This is a genomic window from Verrucomicrobium sp. BvORR034 (genome assembly GCF_000739635.1).
GTDB lineage: Bacteria > Verrucomicrobiota > Verrucomicrobiia > Verrucomicrobiales > Verrucomicrobiaceae > Verrucomicrobium.
In genome coordinates this window covers 1-20746 of the sequence record NZ_BATQ01000123.1, presented here as the reverse complement: position 1 = coordinate 20746, position 20746 = coordinate 1, and the positions used below count along the sequence as shown (strand labels likewise).

Genomic DNA, 20746 nt, shown 5'->3' with positions numbered 1-20746 from the left:
GGTCGTCATCTGCCTTCAAGGGGGTCATTCCTCATCTCTCATGCCCGAAACCGCCATCAAGACCGAGCGCGTATTTTTAGGCACGCCCGTCTCTGGCGGCGTGGCTCGCGGGGTCGTGCGTCTCATTGGAGGCGCATTCGAAGAACCTCACCGCCGGGTCATCCCGAAGGGAAAGATCGATGCAGAGATCGAGTGCTTCTACGCGGCCGTCGAGGCGACCCGCGAGGAACTGGAGGCCCTCATGGCGCGACTGGACGGAGAGGAGGACCGCCATTCCAGGGAGATCCTGGAAATGCATACCATGGTGCTGAACGACAGCCTCATCACTGACCAGGTGGAGGAGGCAATCCGGGAGTATCGGGAGTGTGCCGAGTACGCCTACTATCGGGTGGTGCGTAAATGCATCGACTCATTTCAGCGCATTCCCGACTCCTACATGCGCGAACGTGCGCTCGATATTCGTGATGTCGCCCAGCGCGTCTTGCGTCACCTCACCGGAGACAAGAGGGAAGTGGACCACTCGGACACTCCTGCAGTGTGCATTGCCCATGACCTGACTCCCAGTGAGACCGCACAGCTGGACCGCAATCAGGTCCTCGGTTTTGCGGTGGAGCTTGGCAGCAAGACGTCCCATACCGCCATCGTGGCCCGGTCGCTTAATCTCCCTGCCGTGGTGCGTCTGCATGGGATTTGCGAAGAACTTTACAATGGAGACGAGGTGCTCCTCGACGGGGATGAGGGCCTGTTAATCCTGAATCCCACCAAGGAAACCCTGGCGCGCTATCGCAAGCGTGAGGCCGCTGCGGAGAAGCGTGAGGCCGCCCTGCTGGCCCAATGTGGCGAGCCCGCAGTCACATTGGACGATCGGCGCATCACCGTCGCCGCCAACGCTGAGTTCGTGGAGGAGATTCCCCACATTCAGGAGTGTGGCGCTGAGGGGGTGGGACTCTTCCGCACAGAGTTCCTTTACCTGGAGAATCCTGATGCTCCTGAGGACAAGCTCATTGAGGTCTATACCGAGGTGGTGAAGGCGATGGCTCCCCAGTTGGTGGTCTTCCGCACCCTGGACCTTGGTGGTGACAAGCTCGACCCCGCGTATGCCGAGGAGGTGGAGCAGAACCCTTTCCTGGGCTGGCGGGGTATTCGAGTTTCCCTCGCCCGGCCTGAAGTCTTCAAGCGGCAGTTGCGGGCGATCCTGAAGGCGAGCCAGCATGGGCGCGTGGCCATCATGTACCCCATGGTGTCGAGTGTCCGCGAAGTCGTCGAGGCGAATCAATTGCTCGACGAATGTCAGGCCGAGCTCACAGCGGCAGGGGAGGCTTTTGATCCCAAGATCCAGCGGGGTGCCATGATTGAGATTCCCAGTGCCGCGGTCATAGCTGACCTGCTGGCGCCTCATGTGGACTTTTTTAGCATCGGCACGAACGACCTCGTACAGTACACCCTGGCGGTGGACCGGGTGAATGAGCGCGTCTCAGAACTTTACCAGCCCACTCATCCAGCCGTGTTGCGGTTGATCAAGACAGTGGTGGAGGCCGCGCACCGTCAGAACGTCTGGGTGGGAATGTGCGGGGAGATGGCTGGCGACATCGCCGTGACTCCGTTGCTGGTGGGTCTGGGGCTCGATGAACTGAGCGCCTCCAGTGGCCAGGTGGCCAAGGTCAAACACGCCATCCGGAAGCTCAATTCCGTCGATTGCGTGGAGTTGCTGGAACGCAGCCTGAAGGAGTCAGACGCCCTGAAGATCCAGCACGAGACGCAGAAGTTCGCCCGGAAGCATTACGGCGACCTGATGCCTGAGACGCACTAAGCTTTCTGGAGTCAAAAGGGGGGGCTCCGTCTGTCAGGCGGGCAACGCTGCTGCATGGGCGGTTTTTTTGCCTCGGGCTGGTTTTTGGCGAGCAGGGAGTCGGTCATTGACTGCAATGACTGCACGAAATGCATCGCCAAAGAGCAGGCGACGTGCAGGGTCGAGTTGAGCCGACAGCTTGACGAGCCAGTTCTGGAGCAACGCCTGAAGAGGCATTTGGGTCCACTCGTGTGCCAGAGCATCGCTTAGGTCGAGATCGATGGTGTGAATCTCAGCCTCCAGCTCGGAAGAAGGGGCGGGAACGGTGACGTCCACTCCATCCAGCAGGTCCATCATCCGGGCTGCTTTGCTGTTTTCCCAGACCGCCTCGTCCTCATCGTATTCGCTACCTGTAGCCATGTGGAAGACGGCATACTGCACCTGATCCCCGTACGTCCGCGCGGCTGAGAGCACGCCGTCGAAGCTCTCTTCGTCACTGGTCACCGGCATGGCTATCAGGATCTCCAGTCCGTCCTGTCCGAGAGATGCCAAAACGTTGGAGTGATCGAAGTACTCGGAGACTGCTTCAGCAAGCCCTGACTCCACCTCCAGCAGCACCAAATCGACCGCCTGGAGATAAGGTGCCAAGCCATTTTGATAGAGGGCATCTACCGGCAGGCGGTGGACTCCGTCTTCATCGTTACCTTCCACTTCCGTGAGGCAGAGCGCCAGATGAGGCACTTGATGGCGATCCAAATAACGCTGGAGGGCACGCATGAGAGTGGTTTTGCCGGACCCCGCGAAGTCGTTTTGGATGAGAATCAGCCTCTTCATAGAAAGTGGTGTGGTTTAACTTTGATAATATATATAAATACTATGATTATTGGTCAATATGAAAATTATGGTTTTATTAATAATTTCCGAGGTGCTGGTCTGATGCGACATAGTGCTGGTCGCAAATTTTTAAACAACCTGGAAAATCACCCCCATTTGGGTGGAATCCCGTCGCAGCACTGGGTGCCGTCTGAGGCCCGGGACCGCATAGGGGCTTATTTCCCGGGTGATTGGCCTTGCCCGTTAGGCTCGAATTGATCTCGCTGAGACAGGGGCAACGACTAAAGTCTCTTCAACGACTCTCTTCTAGAGGTACTGGCCCCGCAGATAGTCTTCCAGCGCTTCTTGCCACGCTCGTGGCGTGGTGCCGGAGAGTTCTACATAGCGGCTGATGTCGAAAGCAGTGAACTCTGGTCGGGTCGCTTTGAAGGCGGGGAAATTCACCCGAGACTGACCTTGGACGGTTGTTGCTCGCAATGGCAAACCGAGTGACGCAGCGATGTCGAGCGTCTTTTGCCCATATTCTTGCCAGGTGCAGGAACCGCTGTTGCAGAGGTGGAGGATGCCACAATACCGGGTGTCCGACATCATTGGCTCGATCCATTCTGCGAGATCATCACTGAAAGTAGGGCAGGAAACCTTGTCGGCGATGGCGAAGACTTCGTCGTTCTCCAGCGCTCGCTTAAGAATCATGTCCGGAAAGCTGGGGCGGTCTTTGCCAAAAAGCCAGGATACACGCGCTACCAGGAACTCGGGAGAGGCGTTCAAAACCGCTTGCTCGCCAGCCAGCTTGTGTCGCCCATAGACGTTGATGGGCTCTGCCGGATCGCTCTCCTTGCGGAGGATCGGGTCGTTCCCGGCGAAGACGTAGTCCGTGCTGATGTGAATCAGCCTCGCGCCATGACTTTTGCAGTAGTCGGCGAGGCGGGCCGGAGCCTCGGCATTTGTCTTTAGAGACTCTTCTGGGTGCTCCTCGCAGAGGTCCACGTTCGTCGTGCCAGCGGTGTAAATGACCACGTTGGGGTTGTGGCTTCGCAAGAACGGAGCGATGGCATCTGACTGCGAGAGGTCGAGGTCTGCGCGCCGCACCGGCAAGACATCATGCTTCGGGGCATACTTCGTCACGAGCGCTGAGCCCAGCCGCCCGCCCGCTCCAATGATGACAACCTTTCCGCCCTGAGTCATGCGAGCGGCCATAGTGGCGTGATCAGGGGGGGAGGCAAGAAGTTTCTGCTCGTCGCAATCCGGTGGCATCGATCAAAATCCTCCCCGCCCGGCCTTCGATCTTGCTCAGATTCAAGATCGTGCCACGATGGGGCGAGAATGAAGCGGGCACTCATCACTGGAATCACGGGTCAGGATGGCACCTATTTGGCGGAGCATCTTCTCTCTCTGGGCTACGAAGTGCATGGCTTGGTGCGCCAGACAAATTTGGAAAGCCTGGAGGGAGGCAGAACGGGGGAGGTGCTCAATCAGTGCCTCCTGCATGCGATCAGCCTGGACAGCTTTCCCGGGCTGCACCGCCTGATTAAGAAGTACAAGTTCGACGAGTGCTATCACCTCGCTTCAGTGAGCTTCGTGGGCGAGCATCTTGCAGATGGTTTTCACACGATGTTTGCCAACATCAGCGGTACCCATTTCCTGCTAGCCACCCTTCAGGATCTGCAACCGGACTGCCGGTTCTACTTTGCAGGGAGCAGTGAGATGTTTGGCCGGCCCACAGAGGCTCCCCAGTCGGAGCAGACGCCATTTCTTCCGCGCAATCCCTACGGGATCAGCAAGGTGACTTCTCATCATCTGGTGCGGAATTATCGGGAGTCGTACGGCATGTATTGCGTGACCGGCATTCTGTACAATCATGAGAGTCCCAGACGGCGTCCTGAGTTTGTGACGCGCAAAATCACTCGAGCAGTGGCCCGGATCGCGTCAGGGCAGAAATATCGCCTCGAACTGGGGAACCTGGACGCACGTCGAGACTGGGGCTATGCGCCGGATTACGTGCGTGCCATGCATTTGATGGTCAACCAGCCTGTGCCCAAAGACTATGTTCTCGCCACTGGCCATCTGCGCACCGTCCGTGAATTCTGCGCTGCTGCTTTCTCTCAAGTCGGATTGGACTGGCAGGAGCATGTCGTCAGTGTCGACCGCTTCTTTCGTCAGGAGGATGCCGTGCCTTTGGTGGGAGATTCCAGCCTCATTCGTGCGGAGCTTGGATGGTCACCCACGTTCACCTTCGAGGAGATGGTCCGTGAAATGGTCCAGCATGACGTAGCCCTCGTCAAATAGCAGAGCAGGGTAGTCGCGTGGAGTGGATGATCATTTTTCCAGATCGTTTTTCCGTGCTGAATCAGTTGCACCTCCCTTTTCACCTCCTGAAGACTGGTGAATCTGGCCGGAAAGTCGGTTGAGGGTATGAAGAGTGATCAAACACAGTGCCGTGACTCCGATGGCGATAAGATAGCGGTCGATGGCCACGGCGATGCCGATGGTGGCGGTGGTCAGCAGAGAGGCGGCCGTGGTAAGGCCGCGGGCTTTTCCCGCCGAATTGTCCCGGAATATGGTGCCAGCGCCAAGAAACGCGATGCCAGCGACGATGGCTTCGATCATGCGTGAAGGATCTGCTTGAACGATGGACCGGTCGGCCTGGTGGCTGACCTTTAGAGTGTCCGCGATCAGCATTTGACCAAGGCTGATGAAAATGAGCGAGGCGAGGGCCACCAGCATATGGGTTCGCAAGCCAGCCCACTTGCCGGCATTTTCGCGTTCCCAACCCAGCAGCCCGCCCAGGAAGAGGGCGACCAATGCTCTCAGGAGGACGGTCAGTTCATTGGTGGCGGATTCCCAAGTCATCTTGCCATATCATCGCCTTTGGTTCTGGAACTGGTTGGGGCGTCTGCATGAAGCTTGTGAGCTAGGTCGATGGCGTCGTATGGTGCGTGGACTTTGACGTCATTGTCGAAGTACGCATACACATCTTTGACTCCTGGGTGGGAGTGATCTCTGGGGGCGTGGGTCCGGCACCCGCGAGGTTGACGTCCGCGCGCCCATAAGTCGATCTTGCGCTGCCATGTTTTCAGTGCCGCCTGGGTATAACCGCTGACATAGAGTTCCTCATCTCCGTGAAGACGCAGGTAGATGAAATCACTGGTGAGGTCCTCCATGAACGGCCATCGACCGGCTGTGTCCGCCACCACGAGGGCCACGTCGAACTCGCGCAGTTGTTCCACGAACTCCGGGCAGACAAAAGAAGGATGGCGCACCTCAATCGCATGCCTCATGGGGCGAGGTTTGATCTTGGGGAAGGCGGTGCGCCCCTGCACCTTTGCGTTGTGTTTCCGCGCCAGCCGGAGCGCTGCGGTGGTGCTGGCAGGCAGCATCTTGAAAAAGGCCGTCATAAGTTCGGGCTGGTACTTGAAGCTCGGAGGGAACTGCCAGAGAACCGGGCCAAGTTTCTCCTTCAGACACAACATCCCGGAAGCAAAGAAGTTGGCCAGCGGCTCGGCGATGTCCTTCAGCCTTTTGACGTGGGTGATGTAGCGGGGTGCCTTGACGGCAAAGACGAAGTCCGGTGGGGTGGCATCGTACCAGGCTTGAAAGCTCTTGGGCCGCTGAAGGGAGTAGAAGGTGCCGTTGATCTCAATGGAGCGGACCTGACGGGAGGCGTACTCCAGTTCCCGCTTGTGGGTGAGTCCCTTTGGGTACCACTTTCCCCTCCAAGGGGCATAGGTCCATCCGGAGATGCCGATGCGAATTTCACCATGGACCTGGTGTCCTGGTGCCGTCTTCATGGTTTGGCCTCGACCGGTGTCACTGTCTTTTCAGCCTCCTCATGTCCATGGGACCAGAGAACGCCCCAGGTAACGATGGTGGCAATGAAGGCGAACAGAATGGCGAGGATGGTCCCGATGAGCAGGGCTCGATTCTTGGGGATGGGGGCGGGGTTGGGTGGTTCAAGTTTCATGAGATTCGCGAGGGTTGCAGGAGAGACCTCCTGCAACTGAATCGCGAGCTCCCATGCGATTGATCGCGAGGAAGGTGCTGGCTATCCCAGAAGCTCCGACGGCGGTTCGTTATCCGGAACGGTCATCACGGCGGGTTCTTGTCGCGGACCATGGGCGGCAGCGGGGCGGGTGTCGTCTGAACTGGCACCGTCGGTACACTCCGTCGCCGCACATACACCGCGCTCCTCACATCTGGCTCCTGACCGGGTGGGTCCACGAGCTTCCAGCCGCACATGCGGAGGATACTCAGCTTGCCGGGAGGCTTCTCCATGTAGATTTCCCAGGAGGCCCAATGGGGCACCCAGACCTCCTTGACCCACCAGTAGTCTTTATACACCCACGTCTCACCACGTACATGTTGTTGCTTGCTTGTGGGTGACCCCATTTCTGCCACCACCTCCACCGCAGTGGCGCCCGGGCGCAAGTTTGCGGGGTTCCCGCCCATTTTGTACGGCAGGACGCTCTGGCACGAGCTGAGGAAGGCGGCAAGGCTGAAGCTGGCCGCGGCCAGTAGGCGGGTCTTGAGCAGGCGTGACATTGGGAGGGATGTTGTTGGTGGAAACCTCTGTGGGAAACTATCCTAAGGGTCGTTCTTCTTGAAGAGACGTTTGAGCCAGCTCGCTCTGCGGGGAGGCGGATTCACGTCGTCTCCTTGGCCGGGTGGGGGAGTTGCGGGTGGCACCGCTGGGGATGTTGAGCGGGGTGCCGGTGTGTTGTTGAGGGGGCGACCCGCTTCCGCCATGGTCGCCGGATCGATGGGGATGCTGATCTGGGGTCCCAAAGTGGCCTGAATCACATCGTCGGCCGGGCCCTGAGGGTTGTCTGGATTGATGATGCGGGGCGTGATCAGGTAGAGCCGTTGGAAGCGACCGTTGGTGACTTTCTTGTTCTTGAAGGGCAGTCCCACCACCGGGATCTTGCTGAGAATGGGGATGCCAGATTCAGATTTCACTTCCTGGTTCCGATAGCGCCCGCCGATGAGGAGGCTCTCACCGGTCTGCACCACCGCCTGGGTGATGACCCGGTTGTCATTCGTGGAGGCTGCCACGTTGGGGCTGGCAATTTCAGCGTCGGTCAGCGAGCCGTCGCCTACTTCGATTCCGAGGTAGACCTTTCCTGGTCCGCCGTTCGGATGATTCATGATGCGGGGTAGCACGACGAGATCGAGGCCAGACGCCACCTTGTACAGGTAGGACTGGCGTTCCCCCGCTACGGGCAGTACGGCACTTGTCTGATCCGTGAGCCGGGCTGGCTGGTTGTCCATGGTCAACACCGAAGGACGGGAGAGCACTTGAGCTTTTCCCCGTTGTTCCAATGCGCGGATGTTGGAGAGCACGGCATAGCTGGATCCTACAATGAGTGTGGTCTGGTTCAGCCCCAATGCGCCGGTGGTGAGGGCAGCGGGGATCTCGGGCGGGTCCTTGTCAAAAGGAGAGCCGGTGATGGCACCCGTGGTGGGATTGGTGTCAAAGAATCGACGATCAGCCCCAAACCCGACCCGAAAAGGCACTTCCCGGCTCTCGATCTTCTGGGTGCCTCTGACGAGGAAACTACTTTGCCAGTCCAGACCGTCGCTCACCTCAAGGTCCACAATCGCCGCAGTAATTTCCACCATGAACCGGGGCACATCCAGCATGTCGATGATCTCGCGGTAGCGAGGCTCCCTGCCAGGATCATCAACGATGATGACGGCATTGCGAGTGGGGTCGGCGGTGATGAAGGGTTCGTCCGTGGCGGGTTTTGCCAGATCAGCAATCAGCATGTTCCGCAGGATTTGCACCACCCCCGCGCTTTCCCTCACATCCACGGCACCCGTGGCGGTGGCGCTGCCCAAGACTGTGGCACGGAGTTGGTTTCGCTCTGCCTCCGCGCGGGCGTATTTGAGCGGAAAGATCATCGCCGTTTTGCCAACAGGAGCTGGAGCGGCAGGGGCAGGGGCAGGGGCGGCGACGGAAGCGGCTTCCAATCTGAGGCCCAACTTGGCAGCGACGTTCTGCATGTGATTGAGGTAGGCGTCCGGCCCGCTGAGGCTGAGATTGGCAGTGGGTTGTTCAAACTTCATCTCCGGCCCCGCCATGCTGGACTGGAGTGCCGCCCGCAGAGCGTCGAAACTGGCTGGCACCAGCTTGTACCGACGGTCAAAGCCTGCATCAGGCTTGAAGACGAGGAGACTCCGTGTGCTTTTGAAGAAGCAGGCATCCAGACCGTTTTTGGTGAGCAGCTCCTGAAGAAAAGGGGTGCGCATCCCTGGGGAGGGGGCGGTGAATTTCTTAAGACCGTCCACGTTTTGGAATTCAGGGGTGATGCCTTCCCCCCGGCAGAGCTGAGTGACTGTGGCCTTGAGCTTCGCCGCCTCCGTAGCGGCGGAGGCATCCGTTGTTGCTTTGAAGACCTCCGTTGGCTGCCGCCAGAAGCTATCGTCCACTGTGATAGCGTGGATCTGGTTCGAGGTGGTGATGAGGAGGGACAGCAGCCATAACAGCAACTGGCGGAGCAGGCGCTGGCTTAGGAGGGGGGGGAGGGAGGATTGCCGGCTCATTTCATTCGGGGGGCGGCGGTTTGGGCGGGAAACAGGGATGGATCTGCCGGGATGGGGGCGGCCTGGGGCATGGGAAGTTCCGGACCCAGCGGATGAACTTCCTCCGGTGACACGAGACGCGGGGTAATGAGAAACAACCGTTGCAGCTTCAGGTCGGAGTTCTGCCGGTCCTTAAAGGCCAGACCCACCAGCGGGATGCGGCTCAAGATGGGAACGGCTCCGACTTGCTTGCGTTGTTCATGCCGATAGCGTCCTCCCAGCAGGAGACTCTGGCCTTCCTGCACCAGTGCCCGAGTGTAGATGGAGCTTTCCGCCAGCAGGGCCGTAGGTTTGGCTGTGGCATTCACAGTGCCGTCATTCGCCGTGGCGGTGATGTTGTCGTCCTTGATTTCGATCTCCAGAAGGATGGCTTTGCCATCAGGTCGTTCCATCACCACCGGCTTGATGCGGAGGGCCAGGGGAGCATTGATGCGGAAGAGATCGGCGTTGAATTCTCCAGGCACGGGAAGCAGGAGGGAATTGTTGTCATAGAAGAGGGCCTCAGTGTTCGCCACCGTCAAAAGGACCGGCCGGGAGACGACTTGGGCGCGGCCGTTGGTCTCCAGGGCCTGGATCCGCGCGGCGAGTTTGCCGCTGGTCCCCGTGATGAGCGTGGAGACATTCAACCCAACGGGGTGAAACACCTTGTCCGCGGTAAGCACTCCCGCCGGAGTGGTCAGGACACGGAGGCCATTGTTCGCCGCCTCCCCGCCAAACCTGAGCCCGCCGTCAAAGGAACTGGCGGCGGTGCCGACGGCTTCCGTTATTTCCTCCCTGCCCAATCCTGCCCAGTCCACTCCCCACTCGAGTGTGTCATTGGCATTCACGTCCATGATGGACGCGCTGATCTCGACCAGCTGGGGGGCTACATCCAGCTGCGCGACGATCTTCTCGTAGATGGGGATTCGCTCCTCCAGATCGCAAACGATGAGGCGGTTTGTGGCCCGTTCCGCGATGACCACCCCGCGGAGTGTGGGCACATTGGTGGCCGGAGGCACGGGCCCGCTCTTGGAGACCATGCCTGATTCGTACCCTCGCTTGTCGGCCCCGGCGGTGTCGAACTTGGCGATGGTCGGCTGCTGGGGGATAAACTCCTGGGGATACACTCTCACCACCCCCTCAGGCAGAAGTTTCTGCACCGGTGGCATGACTTGGATACGGGAGTTTTCCGATTCGCTGGAATTGTCGCCAGTGTCGGCCCCGCCCGAGCCGGGGGCGACAGGAGCGTTTTCCAAGTTGTTGGCGATTTTGTTGTTGAAGGAGCTGTCTCTCAGCAGTTGTTCCAGCACGGCAGCTGACTCCTGTTGTCCAGCCATGGGGAAAGGTTTGTAGTAATCCGTGCCAAGGTTGTTTCCTAGGCGCTGGGCGGTGCCTGCCAGAACGAGAGCCTTTTCAAACACATCGGTCCCTCCGCTGGAAAGCCGCCGTGGTGCATTGGTGCCGAAGATCTTTCCTGTGATCTCAACAAACGCGGTTGCCACACCGGGGATTTTCACCTGGGTGGGAAGGTCGGTTGCAGATCTCGGCGCGGTGTTCAAGGCCTGCCCCTCCACAGAGGCGTGGCGTAGCTGGAAGATCTTCACCACCATCTTGCCAATCTTGAGAAAATCGCGTGGCGGCTGGACGGAGGGCACGGCTGCCGCGGACTCGAGAGGGCTGTGTGTCCCGACGCCACCGGTAGGGTCTGCGATGAGGGCGGGGTCGGTCACCTTGCCTGGAGAGGGTGTGCCCAGGGAGGCTGAGATGGCTTTTCCATTGAAGATGGCAGTTGGGGCAGATTCATTGGCGCGCGATTGCGGTGCAGGGGAGAAGCCAAACATGCGTTCAGAACGAACTCGGTCTGCTTCGCGAGCCACCTCATCCATGGCCAGAGGGTGGCCTTCGATCCTGCACCGGTTGTCCGCGTACTTCTCCATCTTGAGATTGGTGCGGGATGCCAGTTCCATGGCGAGGCTTTGCCATCCGGCATCGTCCATCGGCAGGTACAGTTCCTGGGTGGCGCTCCAGGGGGCAAGATGGAGCAAAACAAACTTGGGACCCGTCGCGGCGGGAGTTTCGGGCTTCTTGAAGTAGTAGCGAACCGGGAACTCCGCAGCCAGCCGCGCAATGGCCCGGGTGACATCTTCCGTGGGCACTCCGCGTTTCCATTCCTTGAAGGAGGCTTCTTCCTGCTTTTGAGGATCAGTGATGGTGTGGTTGGCTTTGACCCACCGCAGGTGGTAGGCGGTTTCACTCCACCTCAGCAGGTCATTGCGGCCGGGGCCTGCCAGCGGCTCCACGGTTTCAATGTGACTTTTGACCAGACTTTCCACGAACCCGGCCGGGGTAGTGGCCTTTTCGAGCTGATCTTTGACAGACGTTGACGGCTTGACGTCCGGCGATCCTGCGGCGGGTGGGTTGCCGGGTGTTGGGGCGAGTCCCGGCGTTGGGGACGGCGCCCCCCCCTGCGGAAAGCCCGCTGGCGGAGCTGCCAGCAGCGCCATGGAGCAGAGCGAATAGACCGTGTGGCGCAGAAGGGAACTCATGATAGAAACGGGCTGGGTCTGGTTAAGGGATCGGCATGCCCAGTTCGTCGGCCCATGCCAGCACTTGGGTGAGGACGCCTTCAGTAAAGCGGATCCCGTGGTTGAGGGTCGGTGTACCCTGGGTGTGTATGCCCACGACGAAGGCATCTAGCTCATCCGTCACATGAAAGATCGGCCCGCCGCTTTGACCGTTCTCGCTGTCAATCCGGTGACTTAGCAAGGTGTCGCCTGCGGCTTGTACCAAGCCAGCGGCCGCCCAGACATTCAGGCTGCGATCAACGGGGTAGCCTGCAACAAAGCAGTTCAATCCAGTGATTTCTACGTCACTGAGCACGCGAGTACCGATCCAAGGAGCGCTGGAAGGCAACATCACCAGGCCGTAGTCGAACTCAGGGTCCTGCAAGGTCTCCCATCGCGGGTGTACCCTGTACACGGTGCTGGTGGTTGCCTCCGCAACGGTGCGACCATGCTGGAGACCGGGGAAGACGTTGATAGAGACTGCGCGGTTGCCCCGGCCCAACAGACAGTGACCTGCCGTCAGCAACAACCTTTGCCCCACACAGAACCCTGAACCACGGAAGGTCTCACCGCTCTGAAAGGTGGCCTCCAAATAGGAGACCGCTCTCCACGGGAAGTGCTCACTGTCGCGGGCATGCCGTTGATCATTCCCTGGGTTCAGCACATCCCGAGTTGCCATGCGAGGGGGCGCTAGGGGGGGCTGAGAAGTGGTAGTGGAAGGCGTTCTCGGCGGCGCTGGCAGGGCGGCCGGGAGATTGTTGGCCACAGGGTAGATCGGCAGGGCGGCTGCGTAGTCGGCAGACGCTTTTTCATCCGCTTGCCATCCTTTTCGTGCTGACACCTTTCGGGCCGTTCTAGATGGACTCTTCCTGCCTGGCAGCGGAATGGCTCGGCCAGTTTTGCGGCGAGGGCCCAGTAGCACCGGGGTCTGGGTAAACCCCAGACGTTGCATGCGTTTGCGAGTTTCCTTTAGCAATTGTTGGAAGGTTACGCCCCTCCCTCCCAGGCCCAGTTCGCGGAGAGCTTGGGCAGTGCAGTAGGTGAAGGCTCCGTGGGAGACTGAGCCGTGATCATATTCTGCAGCCAGTTCAGCCTCCTGGCAGGCCTGTAGCAGGATGGGTAGGTAGGGCCCGTTGTGTCCCAGTTCGGTACGGAGGCTGTCGTAGGCGTCGTCATCAGTCTGACGCAGTACATTGGCCCGGCCGATTTTTCTCAGGATCCCGTTTTTTCCAAAGTATCTGGCTTTATCGTCAGGCTGCATGGTGCGGGACTTGGGAGCCATGCCATGAGTGGCACGCAGCAGCGGAGAGAGGGGGCGCTCCTCCCAGATGCTGAGCTCTGCATTCCACTGCATCCCGCGGTGGCGGATGTCACCTGGGGGCTCAATACCTCGAACCCGTTGGGGGCCCCGATGAGTGCCGCCCGCGTGGCAGCAGTCCATGATGGCTACGAAGTCGGCATCATAGGGAAGCTGCGAGTAAAGCCGCCACAGATCATCATCCACGATGGCGGAGTCGCGGGTAAAATTGAAATCATGGGCCACCAGGCACTCGTCCTGGCGATCGACCACCTCACCTGTGCTGTAGGACTCCAGCTGGGCACCGTGACCGCTGAAAAAAAGCACCCGGCTATCTCCTGGCGATGCCCCCTCCAGCAGCCAGTCGAGCCGTTCACGAATGCTGGAGGCGGTGGCGCGCTCATTGTGCAACATGCGGATCTGCTCGGGGGCCATTCCGCACTCTTGCAGGACGGAGCTCATTAAATAGGTGTCGTTCACACAACCCTTGAGCTCGGGGATTGAGGAGTGCTGGTAGCGGTCTATCCCAATGAGCAGAGCCCGGTGCGTCGGCTGGAAGACAGATGAACTGGACTTTGCCGACTTGGCGGTAAATCGGGAATTGGTCCGGCCAAGGGATGGTGGCGTTTCGTTGCGGGACAGTACGCCGGTGCGTCGCAACACGTCCGGCCAAAGCCATTCCCGGGCTGCAGGATGGTCGAGATATCCATGGCGATCTGCTCCTTCGGCAATCACCTCATGGTTCAAGGAACCATCTCCGGTGATGAACGGGGTCAGGACCTCAATAAACTGGGGGGCCTTGAGAGTGAGGGATGTTGCAAAGGATCGATCATGGGGATTATGCAAATGGTACCAGCGAACGGCATCCACCGGCACGATGCGTCCTCCGTAGACGTTGCGAACGGTGGGATGCCCCAAAGGGGAGCCCAGTGTCACAAGCAGACATTTCCTGGCCAGGCCGGGATTCCTGACCAGGCAGTCGTACACCACCAGTGAGCTGGCTCCTGCGGCAATGACGAGAAGCGGAGACTTCCTGCTGGACGCTTGCTCACGCAGAGACAATTCCAACTGATCTCGAAGCTTCAATCGCAGGCGGGGATTTCGTACCCAGGCCATGATCAGGTTGGCGCAATCCGCCAGCTGCTCATTCGCGGCAGACACCACCTGGGTGCCTCGCAACACGTCTCCCATACCGCGAATCGCCTGCCCTTGGGCAAGGTGGGCCACCGCCTCCTGGCGGGTGGGTTCGTCAGCATCTGCCGCCCTATCCAGCCAGTCCGTCAGCGGGAAGGCGGCGGCCTGCACCTTGGCGCCTGGGTGCCACAGGCCGAGTTCTTCTTGCAAAACCTTGTGCCACGACTGCCATACTTCCAGATGGCGCTTGTAGCGCCCTTCGCCGTGAATCCAAAGGACCTTCATGCAAGTGGTGGAGCTGAAGATGAAAATTTGACACCGGGCATCTGCCCAAGATGACTGGCCCTTCTACAGTGGGATCGTGAAAAATGGCAACTGGTTTCTCGGCGAAGTTTTTCGACCTGCTTGGGGGTGTTTGTGGCATGGCCATGTGGGCCGCAATTTCGGACGCCATTGGTGCCATGTGCAAAAAGAATGCCGGGTCCCTCCCTAAAGAGAGACCCGGCCGCGCCAATGGAGAATGGAAAGGAAAAACTCTGTCTGGATTATCTGGTGGGTGCCGGTGTTGGTGTTGCCGCAGGTTTCTTCACCGGAGTGCTGGGCAGGGTGGTGATGCCGAGCTTGAAGGCGGCGCGGGGCTCCTGACCCAGCAGCTGGAGATTGAACCACTCCGCCATGCGGGTGGTGTCCTGGGGCATCTCCTGCCAGCCGCCGTGGCCAGCGCCGTCACGAATGACAAGCTCGCACTTCACGCCAAGCTCCTGGCACTTTTCGTGGAATCGGGTGGATTGAGTGTGGGAGACCTGCGGATCGGCATTGCCGTGCACGATGAAGATAGGGGGCTGGCCTTTGTGCGCCCAGTAGATCGGGGAGAGTTCACGTCCCAGTTTCTCGCGGCCTTCTGGCGTGTCTGACTCGAGGCCGAACGCTGCCTTGTACGCGGCGAGGCGCCCGATCCCCACGGCGTTGTCACCGGGCTCAAACCAGTTGAGGTAGTCAGTGGGTGGGTAGAAACAGGCCACGGCATTGACGGCGCTGCTCTCGCGGTCTACTGGGTCCTTGGCTTTGGGATCTCCATCGCCACCGCGGGTGGCGAGCATGAGGCTGAGGTGTCCGCCGGCGCTGCTGCCCGTGACGCCCAGCTTGTTGGGATCCACGCCGTATTTGGCGGCATTGGCGCGAATGAAGCGCACGGCTCTATGGAGGTCGGCGACGATCTCCGTCACTTGAAAGCGGGGCTGGGTGCCATGCACCACGACGAAGGTGGTGAAGCCAGCCTGCGGCCAGCCGCCGTCATTGATGCCGTTGTGGTTGGACTTCCAGCCTCCACTGATGATCTTGATCACTCCAGCACCGTTGGGCTTGGCCGGCTTGAAGATGTCCATGGTCAGGGCCACGCCATCGTGCTTGGTGTAGATCACATCGGTGATACGTTCGACTGGAGCGGGGGACTCGGCTTGAGCGGTGCTCCAACTGAGCGTGAGGCTTATGGCGAGGAGGGAGAGGAATCGTATTGGTTGTTTCATGGAATCAATTTTGAGGAATGTGAGGTTGATGTTCATCAGGCGCTGGCAGAAGGGCGCTCATCCAGTGCTCCTTGTTCCTTCAGGAACTGAAGTTGCTGTACTATCTGGCGGTCACGCAGTGCCACCACTGCGGCGGCGTCCCGCTGGGTCCAATCATAGAACCCTTGTCCCGCTTTCATGCCGGTGTGGCCATCTTGAACACGGGTGGTGAGGGAGCGTGCGGGTTCACGATTGGCGGCCAGATGGGGGAAGAGGTAAGTCTCGATGCTCTGCACCAGGGGGAGACCCACAAGGTCCATGTTTTCAAACGGGCCCAAGGCTGGCAGGCGGAGTGCAAAAGTCCACTTCACGACGCGGTCCACATCCTGCGCCGTGCACACCCCGGCATCCACGAGGGCCAGAGCCTCCCGCCACATGGCGTGCTGGAGGCGGTTGCCGATGAAGCCGGGTACATCGGCACAGCGCACGGCGATTTTGCCCGCGTGCTGGAGCAGGGTCATCGCCCGTTCCACCTGAGTTTCTGGCGTGCCTTCACCAGGGATGACCTCCACTACAGGAATGAGGTGTGGGGGATTCCAGAAGTGCGCTCCCACCAGGATGCCTTCCAGGCCACTGCCCCGGGCCATGTCCGTGACGCAGAGGGCGCTGGTGCAGGTCATGATGAGGGCTCTGCGCTCCCGGCAATGGGTGAGTTGACTGAGGAGAGCCGTCTTTTGGTCCATCTCTTCCGCCACGCATTCAAGAATGGCATCCGAGGTCTGATCCACCCGTTCAAGGCGGGATTCGATCGTCAACGTACCGCCTGCATACGGAGCGGGGCCGAAGTGCTGGTCCAGAAAGGCCTCAGTGGCGAGCGTGGTTTCCTTGATCTGGGGGTGTTTGACCTCGTTTCGAGCCCAGAGCGTCACTTCATGTCCGGCCCGGCGAAACAGTACGGCGGCCGCTGCGCCCATCTGTCCAGCTCCGAGGATGCCAATGCGTTGAGGTGCGAGCGATGGGACAGGGGAGGTGGCAGTGGACATGGGTGTAAAGTGAGCTGGCTATAACGGTGAGTGCGCGGCAATCCAATCTCGCCGGGGGGAGAAAATGGCGGGATTCAACTGGATTCACCCCCCGGTCCCCGCTAGCGTGGACACAGGCTTTTTCCCTGACAAGAACTCCGCATGACAGACTCGCCGGAAACGGATGCCATCAGTGCGATCGACCTTGCTGGTCACGCAGCAGGCTGGCCGAATGCGTTGGTTTCGCATCTTGAAGCGCATGTCCTGGCGGATTATTTCCGGGGCAGCCGGTGGTTCGGTGGCAAGCGGCGGACCGTGCAGCAACTGCGTCTGGCCCATGAGGTGCCAGGGTCGTGGCCAGTCGAGTCCCGACTTTTCCTCGCTGAAGTGACCTATGCCGACTTTGAAAGGGAGGAATATCTCATGCCCTTGGCGGTGGTGTCGAAGGTTCGGCTTGAACACGAGGTGGAGGGAAAGCCTGCTACGGTGGTCACCCAATTGGGGCCGGGCGACTGCGTGGTAGATGCGCTCTCTCTTCCGGCCTTCCGGGCTGCCCTACTGGCGGTTTTGACCGGGGCCGATGCCGTTGCAGGAGGACTGAAGTCCGCAGGGGAGGGGCTGGCCACCGTCTTGGAGGAAGGCGGCAAAGATACCCGGCTCATGAGTGTGGAGCAGTCCAATGCCTCCATCGCGGTGGGTTCCCGGCTGTGGCTCAAGGTTTACCGCAAGCCGGAGCGCGGTCTGCAGGTGGAAGTGGAGGTGATGGATCATCTGCACCGTTCAGGTGCCTTCCCCCACATCCCGCCCGTTCACGGGAGTTTGAGCCTTGCTTCGGAGCAGGGTGATTCGACAGTGGCAGTTCTGATGGAGAAAGTCAGCCATCTCGGTGACGGCTGGGCCTCAGCACTCACCTGTCTGACCCATGGGTTCAACGAGTTGATCGCCAGTGATACCGCTGATTCTGCGGCCGTGGGGCGAGTGTTCCCAGCGCCCATGCAGCGATTACTGGCTCGCGCCCGGCAACTGGGGCGGCGGACGGGGGAATTGCACAAGGCTCTGGCGGTGACGGGGGGCGGAGAACTGGCCTTCGCCCCAGAGCCGTGGACGGCAGAAGATGCGCAGCAATTGCAGCAGGCAACCCGCGTTGCGGTGGAGCGGCTCCTGACGAGTCTTCAAGCAGGTGCAGCGTCGTTGCCACACGGGTGCGCCTCCCTGGCGCAGCAGGTTCTGGACGGTCGGGATGCCCTGCTGGCCATCCTGGGAAGGCCAGCCTCCGCATTGGCCGGGGGGCAGAAGATTCGCATTCATGGGGACCTTCACCTCGCGCAGGTGCTGGACACGGGGTTGGATTTCGTATTCATCGACTTCGAAGGTGAGCCCGCTTTGCCAATGAGCGAACGAAGAGCCAAGCGTCCGCCCCTGAAGGATGTCGCTGGTATGCTGCGCTCTTTTCAATATGCGGCGGCAGCGGCACTAAAGAGTCGCCCTGCGGAGGAGCGCTCGGCGCTGGAGGAGGTGGCATTGGCCTGGGCCTCCGAGGCCTGCCAGGATTTTCTGGAAGGATACTGGGAAACCACCGCAGGGGCGGTCATTCTTCCAGAATCATCGCTCGCTTTCGACCACCAGTTGACGATCCTGCTGCTGGAGAAGGCGGCGGCAGAGGTGCAATACGAATTGAGCTACCGTCCCTCTTGGGCAGACATCCCATTGCGGGCGGTTTGCAGTTTGATAAATCCAGACAAAACCGCGTTCTCGAACTCGTTGTGATCCAACACCGTGGCAGCCTCCTGCCCGGCGAAGGCATTGAACAAATCTATATCATGCGCCCCAAGCTCTTTGTACTCGGGTTGGCCTTAGCCTTGGCAACTTCAAGCAGTCTCACCAGTTGTAAAAACCCCGTCAAAAAGCTGAGAGGAGACCGGGCCTTCATCACATACCGTCCTCCGCCTGAGGGCACTCACTATGTGAAGGTGGCTGTCAAAGACCTGATCGACGTCAAAGGCGAGGTCACAACAGCAGGCTCTGAATACCTCTACAAGCACGCGGCTCCGGCTCGACAGGACGCGGCGTGTCTGGGCCCTGTGCGCCAGAGAAATGTCTGGATTGTGGGGAAGACGAACCTCAACGAACTGGCGTTGGGAGCGACGGGCATCAATCACTACTTCGGCACGCCAAAGAACCGGCTGACTGGCCGAGGTCGTCTCATGCCGGGCGGCTCCTCCAGCGGATCGGCGGTGGCGGTGGCCAACGGCAAGGCCGACATCGCGATCGGCACGGATACGGCGGGTTCCATCCGCACGCCATCCGCGTGCTGTGGCGTTTTTGGTCTAAAAACGACAAAAGGCCTCATCTCCCTGAAAGGAGTGCACCCCATTTCGCCCAAGAACTTGGATACCGTGGGTCCGATGGCCAAGACCGTTCCGAAGTTGGTGGAGGGGATGGACCTGCTCAAGCCGGGATCGGCGGCCGAGTATGCAGAGCAGGTGGCGGATCAACCCAGCGGCCGGGGGATTCGGGTGGGCCGGTTGTACATTCCGGGCACGGATAAGGCCGTGGATGAGGCGGTGGACCGGGCCCTTACAGATGCAGGATTTAAGATTGTCCGGCTCAACAAGGCCTTTGAGGAGGCGTGGGATCAGGCCAAGACCCATGGCAATACGATTGCGGTGGCCGAGGGGTATGAGAGTGACAAGGACTTCCTCGACAAGCGAGGCGTTTCTTCTGCGACCAAGGCCGCCCTCTTACTCGGAGATTTGAAGCATGACCGCCAAAGTTATGATGAGGCTCTCGCCTGGAAAACGACCTGGCAACGCATGCTGAGCCGAAAATTTTTGCAGGTCGATTTCATCGCTTTGCCCACTTTGAAGGGACCTCCGCTGCGGATCCCCTTCATTGGCAAGACTGCCGTTTTTGAAGCGCTTGTGCTGGGCTATCAGAATACAGTGCCAGTGAATTACGCCGGAAATCCCGCCGTGGCTATTCCCATACCCCTTGACAACAAACGGATTCCGGTCACCAGTCTCCAGCTTATTGGACCCAAAAATAGTGAAGCAAAGCTTTTGAACGCCGCCAGAATCGTTGCGTCCAAGAGCGCATGATGTGCCTTCCCCCTTACCGCCTTGGCAATCGTGCTGGGGTACTTCTCACGTCGGTCCTGCTGCTTGCCGGGACCTGTGTTCAGGCTGAGACCCCTGAGCAGCTCATGAAGGAAGCTGATACTCACGATACGAAACTGGAGGCCGCGCAGGCGCTGGAAGACTACTTGAAGCTTGAGCAGCTCCAGCCGAACAACGCGGACGTGCTCGTGCGGATCGCACGACAGTATCGGCATCTGATGGCGGATGCCAGGTCCTCCAGCGAGAAACAGCGGCTGGGAGCTACCGCTCTGGAGTACGGCCGCCGGGCTGCGGCGCTCGCTCCGATGAACTCCGACGCTCAGCTCTCCTGTGCGATCAGTTATGGCAAGATGCTCCCACTGCAGAGCAACAAGGAACAGGTGGCCTGCTCCAAGTTGATCAAGGAAGGCGCGGAAAAGGCGATCAAACTGAACTCCAACAATGACCTGGCCTGGCACATCTTGGGCCGTTGGCATCGTGGGGTGGCGAGTGTTGGTGCGGTGAAAAAGGCCCTGGCGTCCATGATCTACGACAAGCTGCCTGACGCGACCAATGAGGAAGCCGCAGAGTGTCTGGAGAAGGCCGCGAAGCTCAATCCCAACCGATTGATGCACCAGATCGAGCTTGGTCGTACCTACGCCCAGATGGGACGTACAGAAGAGGCTCGCCGCTGCTTGAAGAAGGGGTTGGCGATGCCTTCGCTTGAGAAGGACGACGCCGCCATGAAAGAGGCCGGGCGGGAGGCGCTCGCTTCACTGAACTAAGAACCTGTTTGGATAAAAACATCCGGGTGTGGCAGGTTCAATTAAGGGAATGAGATAAAAGCGGCTTCGCCGAGCCTGAGAACTGCCCCCTCCGGGTTGCGGTCCTTTTGAGCCTGGACGGCGTTGCTCATCGGTTGTGAATCTCGATTCACGCCCTCTTCGC

The 20746-nt window shown here is 59.7% G+C and carries 16 protein-coding genes; 5 read left to right on the top strand and 11 right to left on the bottom strand.

Going from position 1 to position 20746, the window contains the following annotated elements; all coding sequences use genetic code 11:
- Window positions 1–40: 40 nt before the first annotated feature.
- Entirely contained in the window at window positions 41–1810 is a 1770-nt protein-coding gene (gene ptsP / locus BV034_RS20265; RefSeq protein WP_050028803.1) for a phosphoenolpyruvate--protein phosphotransferase, read from the top strand.
- A 33-nt stretch (window positions 1811–1843) separates the two neighbouring features.
- Here ptsP and BV034_RS20260 read toward each other — a convergent pair whose 3' ends face one another.
- Window positions 1844–2623: a hypothetical protein gene (locus BV034_RS20260; protein WP_050028802.1), complete on the bottom strand. Its 780-nt coding sequence runs from the start codon at window positions 2621–2623 to the stop codon at window positions 1844–1846.
- Between the two features lie 306 nt (window positions 2624–2929).
- Entirely contained in the window at window positions 2930–3820 is an 891-nt protein-coding gene (rfbD, locus tag BV034_RS20255) for a dTDP-4-dehydrorhamnose reductase (RefSeq protein WP_050028801.1), read from the bottom strand.
- A 126-nt stretch (window positions 3821–3946) separates the two neighbouring features.
- On the opposite strand from rfbD, the gene BV034_RS20250 reads away from it, so the two are divergent.
- Window positions 3947–4909: a GDP-mannose 4,6-dehydratase gene (locus BV034_RS20250; RefSeq protein WP_050028800.1), complete on the top strand. Its 963-nt coding sequence runs from the start codon at window positions 3947–3949 to the stop codon at window positions 4907–4909.
- Window positions 4910–4939: 30 nt separating this feature from the next.
- On the opposite strand, the gene BV034_RS20245 is transcribed toward BV034_RS20250, so the two are convergent.
- From BV034_RS20245 to BV034_RS20205, 9 genes are all read right to left on the bottom strand, one after another.
- Window positions 4940–5473: an MgtC/SapB family protein gene (locus BV034_RS20245; protein WP_050028799.1), complete on the bottom strand. Its 534-nt coding sequence runs from the start codon at window positions 5471–5473 to the stop codon at window positions 4940–4942.
- A complete protein-coding gene (locus tag BV034_RS20240; protein WP_050028798.1) occupies window positions 5470–6411 on the bottom strand; it encodes a DUF72 domain-containing protein in 942 nt (313 codons plus the stop codon). The genes BV034_RS20245 and BV034_RS20240 overlap by 4 nt, the downstream gene beginning before the upstream one ends.
- Window positions 6408–6584, bottom strand: coding sequence for a hypothetical protein (locus BV034_RS20235; protein WP_265593238.1), 177 nt, complete (start codon window positions 6582–6584; stop codon window positions 6408–6410). Before BV034_RS20235 ends, BV034_RS20240 begins: the two co-directional genes overlap by 4 nt.
- 125 nt (window positions 6585–6709) lie before the next feature.
- Window positions 6710–7162: a hypothetical protein gene (locus BV034_RS20230; protein ID WP_050028796.1), complete on the bottom strand. Its 453-nt coding sequence runs from the start codon at window positions 7160–7162 to the stop codon at window positions 6710–6712.
- Between the two features lie 42 nt (window positions 7163–7204).
- Window positions 7205–9163 carry a secretin N-terminal domain-containing protein gene (locus BV034_RS20225; protein ID WP_050028795.1) on the bottom strand — a complete coding sequence of 653 codons (1959 nt, stop codon included), beginning with the start codon at window positions 9161–9163 and terminating at the stop codon, window positions 7205–7207.
- Window positions 9160–11727: a secretin N-terminal domain-containing protein gene (locus tag BV034_RS20220; RefSeq protein ID WP_050028794.1), complete on the bottom strand. Its 2568-nt coding sequence runs from the start codon at window positions 11725–11727 to the stop codon at window positions 9160–9162. The genes BV034_RS20225 and BV034_RS20220 overlap by 4 nt, the downstream gene beginning before the upstream one ends.
- 22 nt (window positions 11728–11749) lie before the next feature.
- Window positions 11750–14461 carry a caspase family protein gene (locus BV034_RS20215; RefSeq protein WP_050028793.1) on the bottom strand — a complete coding sequence of 904 codons (2712 nt, stop codon included), beginning with the start codon at window positions 14459–14461 and terminating at the stop codon, window positions 11750–11752.
- 260 nt (window positions 14462–14721) lie between these two features.
- Window positions 14722–15702 carry an alpha/beta hydrolase gene (locus tag BV034_RS20210; protein ID WP_050028823.1) on the bottom strand — a complete coding sequence of 327 codons (981 nt, stop codon included), beginning with the start codon at window positions 15700–15702 and terminating at the stop codon, window positions 14722–14724.
- Between the two features lie 35 nt (window positions 15703–15737).
- Window positions 15738–16724 (bottom strand): 3-hydroxyacyl-CoA dehydrogenase NAD-binding domain-containing protein, encoded by a 987-nt coding sequence (locus BV034_RS20205; protein WP_081887972.1) that lies wholly within the window; start codon window positions 16722–16724, stop codon window positions 15738–15740.
- 141 nt (window positions 16725–16865) lie between these two features.
- On the opposite strand from BV034_RS20205, the gene BV034_RS20200 reads away from it, so the two are divergent.
- The 3 genes from BV034_RS20200 (at window position 16866) to BV034_RS20190 (ending at window position 20583) form a co-directional block, all read left to right on the top strand.
- Window positions 16866–18470 carry a hypothetical protein gene (locus BV034_RS20200; RefSeq protein WP_050028792.1) on the top strand — a complete coding sequence of 535 codons (1605 nt, stop codon included), beginning with the start codon at window positions 16866–16868 and terminating at the stop codon, window positions 18468–18470.
- A complete protein-coding gene (locus BV034_RS20195; RefSeq protein ID WP_265593237.1) occupies window positions 18467–19801 on the top strand; it encodes an amidase in 1335 nt (444 codons plus the stop codon). The genes BV034_RS20200 and BV034_RS20195 overlap by 4 nt, the downstream gene beginning before the upstream one ends.
- A 104-nt stretch (window positions 19802–19905) precedes the next feature.
- On the top strand, window positions 19906–20583 hold the full coding sequence (locus tag BV034_RS20190; RefSeq protein ID WP_265593236.1) for a hypothetical protein: 678 nt from the start codon (window positions 19906–19908) through the stop codon (window positions 20581–20583).
- Window positions 20584–20746: the final 163 nt, after the last annotated feature.

What these genes read in the sequence shown, in the direction of transcription:
- ptsP (WP_050028803.1), top strand. Translation starts at nt 41, where the DNA reads ATGCCCGAAACCGCCATCAAGACCGAGCGCGTATTTTTAGGCACGCCC.
- BV034_RS20260 (WP_050028802.1), bottom strand. Translation starts at nt 2,623, where the DNA reads ATGAAGAGGCTGATTCTCATCCAAAACGACTTCGCGGGGTCCGGCAAA.
- rfbD (WP_050028801.1), bottom strand. Translation starts at nt 3,820, where the DNA reads ATGGCCGCTCGCATGACTCAGGGCGGAAAGGTTGTCATCATTGGAGCG.
- BV034_RS20250 (WP_050028800.1), top strand. Translation starts at nt 3,947, where the DNA reads ATGAAGCGGGCACTCATCACTGGAATCACGGGTCAGGATGGCACCTAT.
- BV034_RS20245 (WP_050028799.1), bottom strand. Translation starts at nt 5,473, where the DNA reads ATGACTTGGGAATCCGCCACCAATGAACTGACCGTCCTCCTGAGAGCA.
- BV034_RS20240 (WP_050028798.1), bottom strand. Translation starts at nt 6,411, where the DNA reads ATGAAGACGGCACCAGGACACCAGGTCCATGGTGAAATTCGCATCGGC.
- BV034_RS20235 (WP_265593238.1), bottom strand. Translation starts at nt 6,584, where the DNA reads ATGAAACTTGAACCACCCAACCCCGCCCCCATCCCCAAGAATCGAGCC.
- BV034_RS20230 (WP_050028796.1), bottom strand. Translation starts at nt 7,162, where the DNA reads ATGTCACGCCTGCTCAAGACCCGCCTACTGGCCGCGGCCAGCTTCAGC.
- BV034_RS20225 (WP_050028795.1), bottom strand. Translation starts at nt 9,163, where the DNA reads ATGAGCCGGCAATCCTCCCTCCCCCCCCTCCTAAGCCAGCGCCTGCTC.
- BV034_RS20220 (WP_050028794.1), bottom strand. Translation starts at nt 11,727, where the DNA reads ATGAGTTCCCTTCTGCGCCACACGGTCTATTCGCTCTGCTCCATGGCG.
- BV034_RS20215 (WP_050028793.1), bottom strand. Translation starts at nt 14,461, where the DNA reads ATGAAGGTCCTTTGGATTCACGGCGAAGGGCGCTACAAGCGCCATCTG.
- BV034_RS20210 (WP_050028823.1), bottom strand. Translation starts at nt 15,702, where the DNA reads ATGAAACAACCAATACGATTCCTCTCCCTCCTCGCCATAAGCCTCACG.
- BV034_RS20205 (WP_081887972.1), bottom strand. Translation starts at nt 16,724, where the DNA reads ATGTCCACTGCCACCTCCCCTGTCCCATCGCTCGCACCTCAACGCATT.
- BV034_RS20200 (WP_050028792.1), top strand. Translation starts at nt 16,866, where the DNA reads ATGACAGACTCGCCGGAAACGGATGCCATCAGTGCGATCGACCTTGCT.
- BV034_RS20190 (WP_265593236.1), top strand. Translation starts at nt 19,906, where the DNA reads ATGAAGGAAGCTGATACTCACGATACGAAACTGGAGGCCGCGCAGGCG.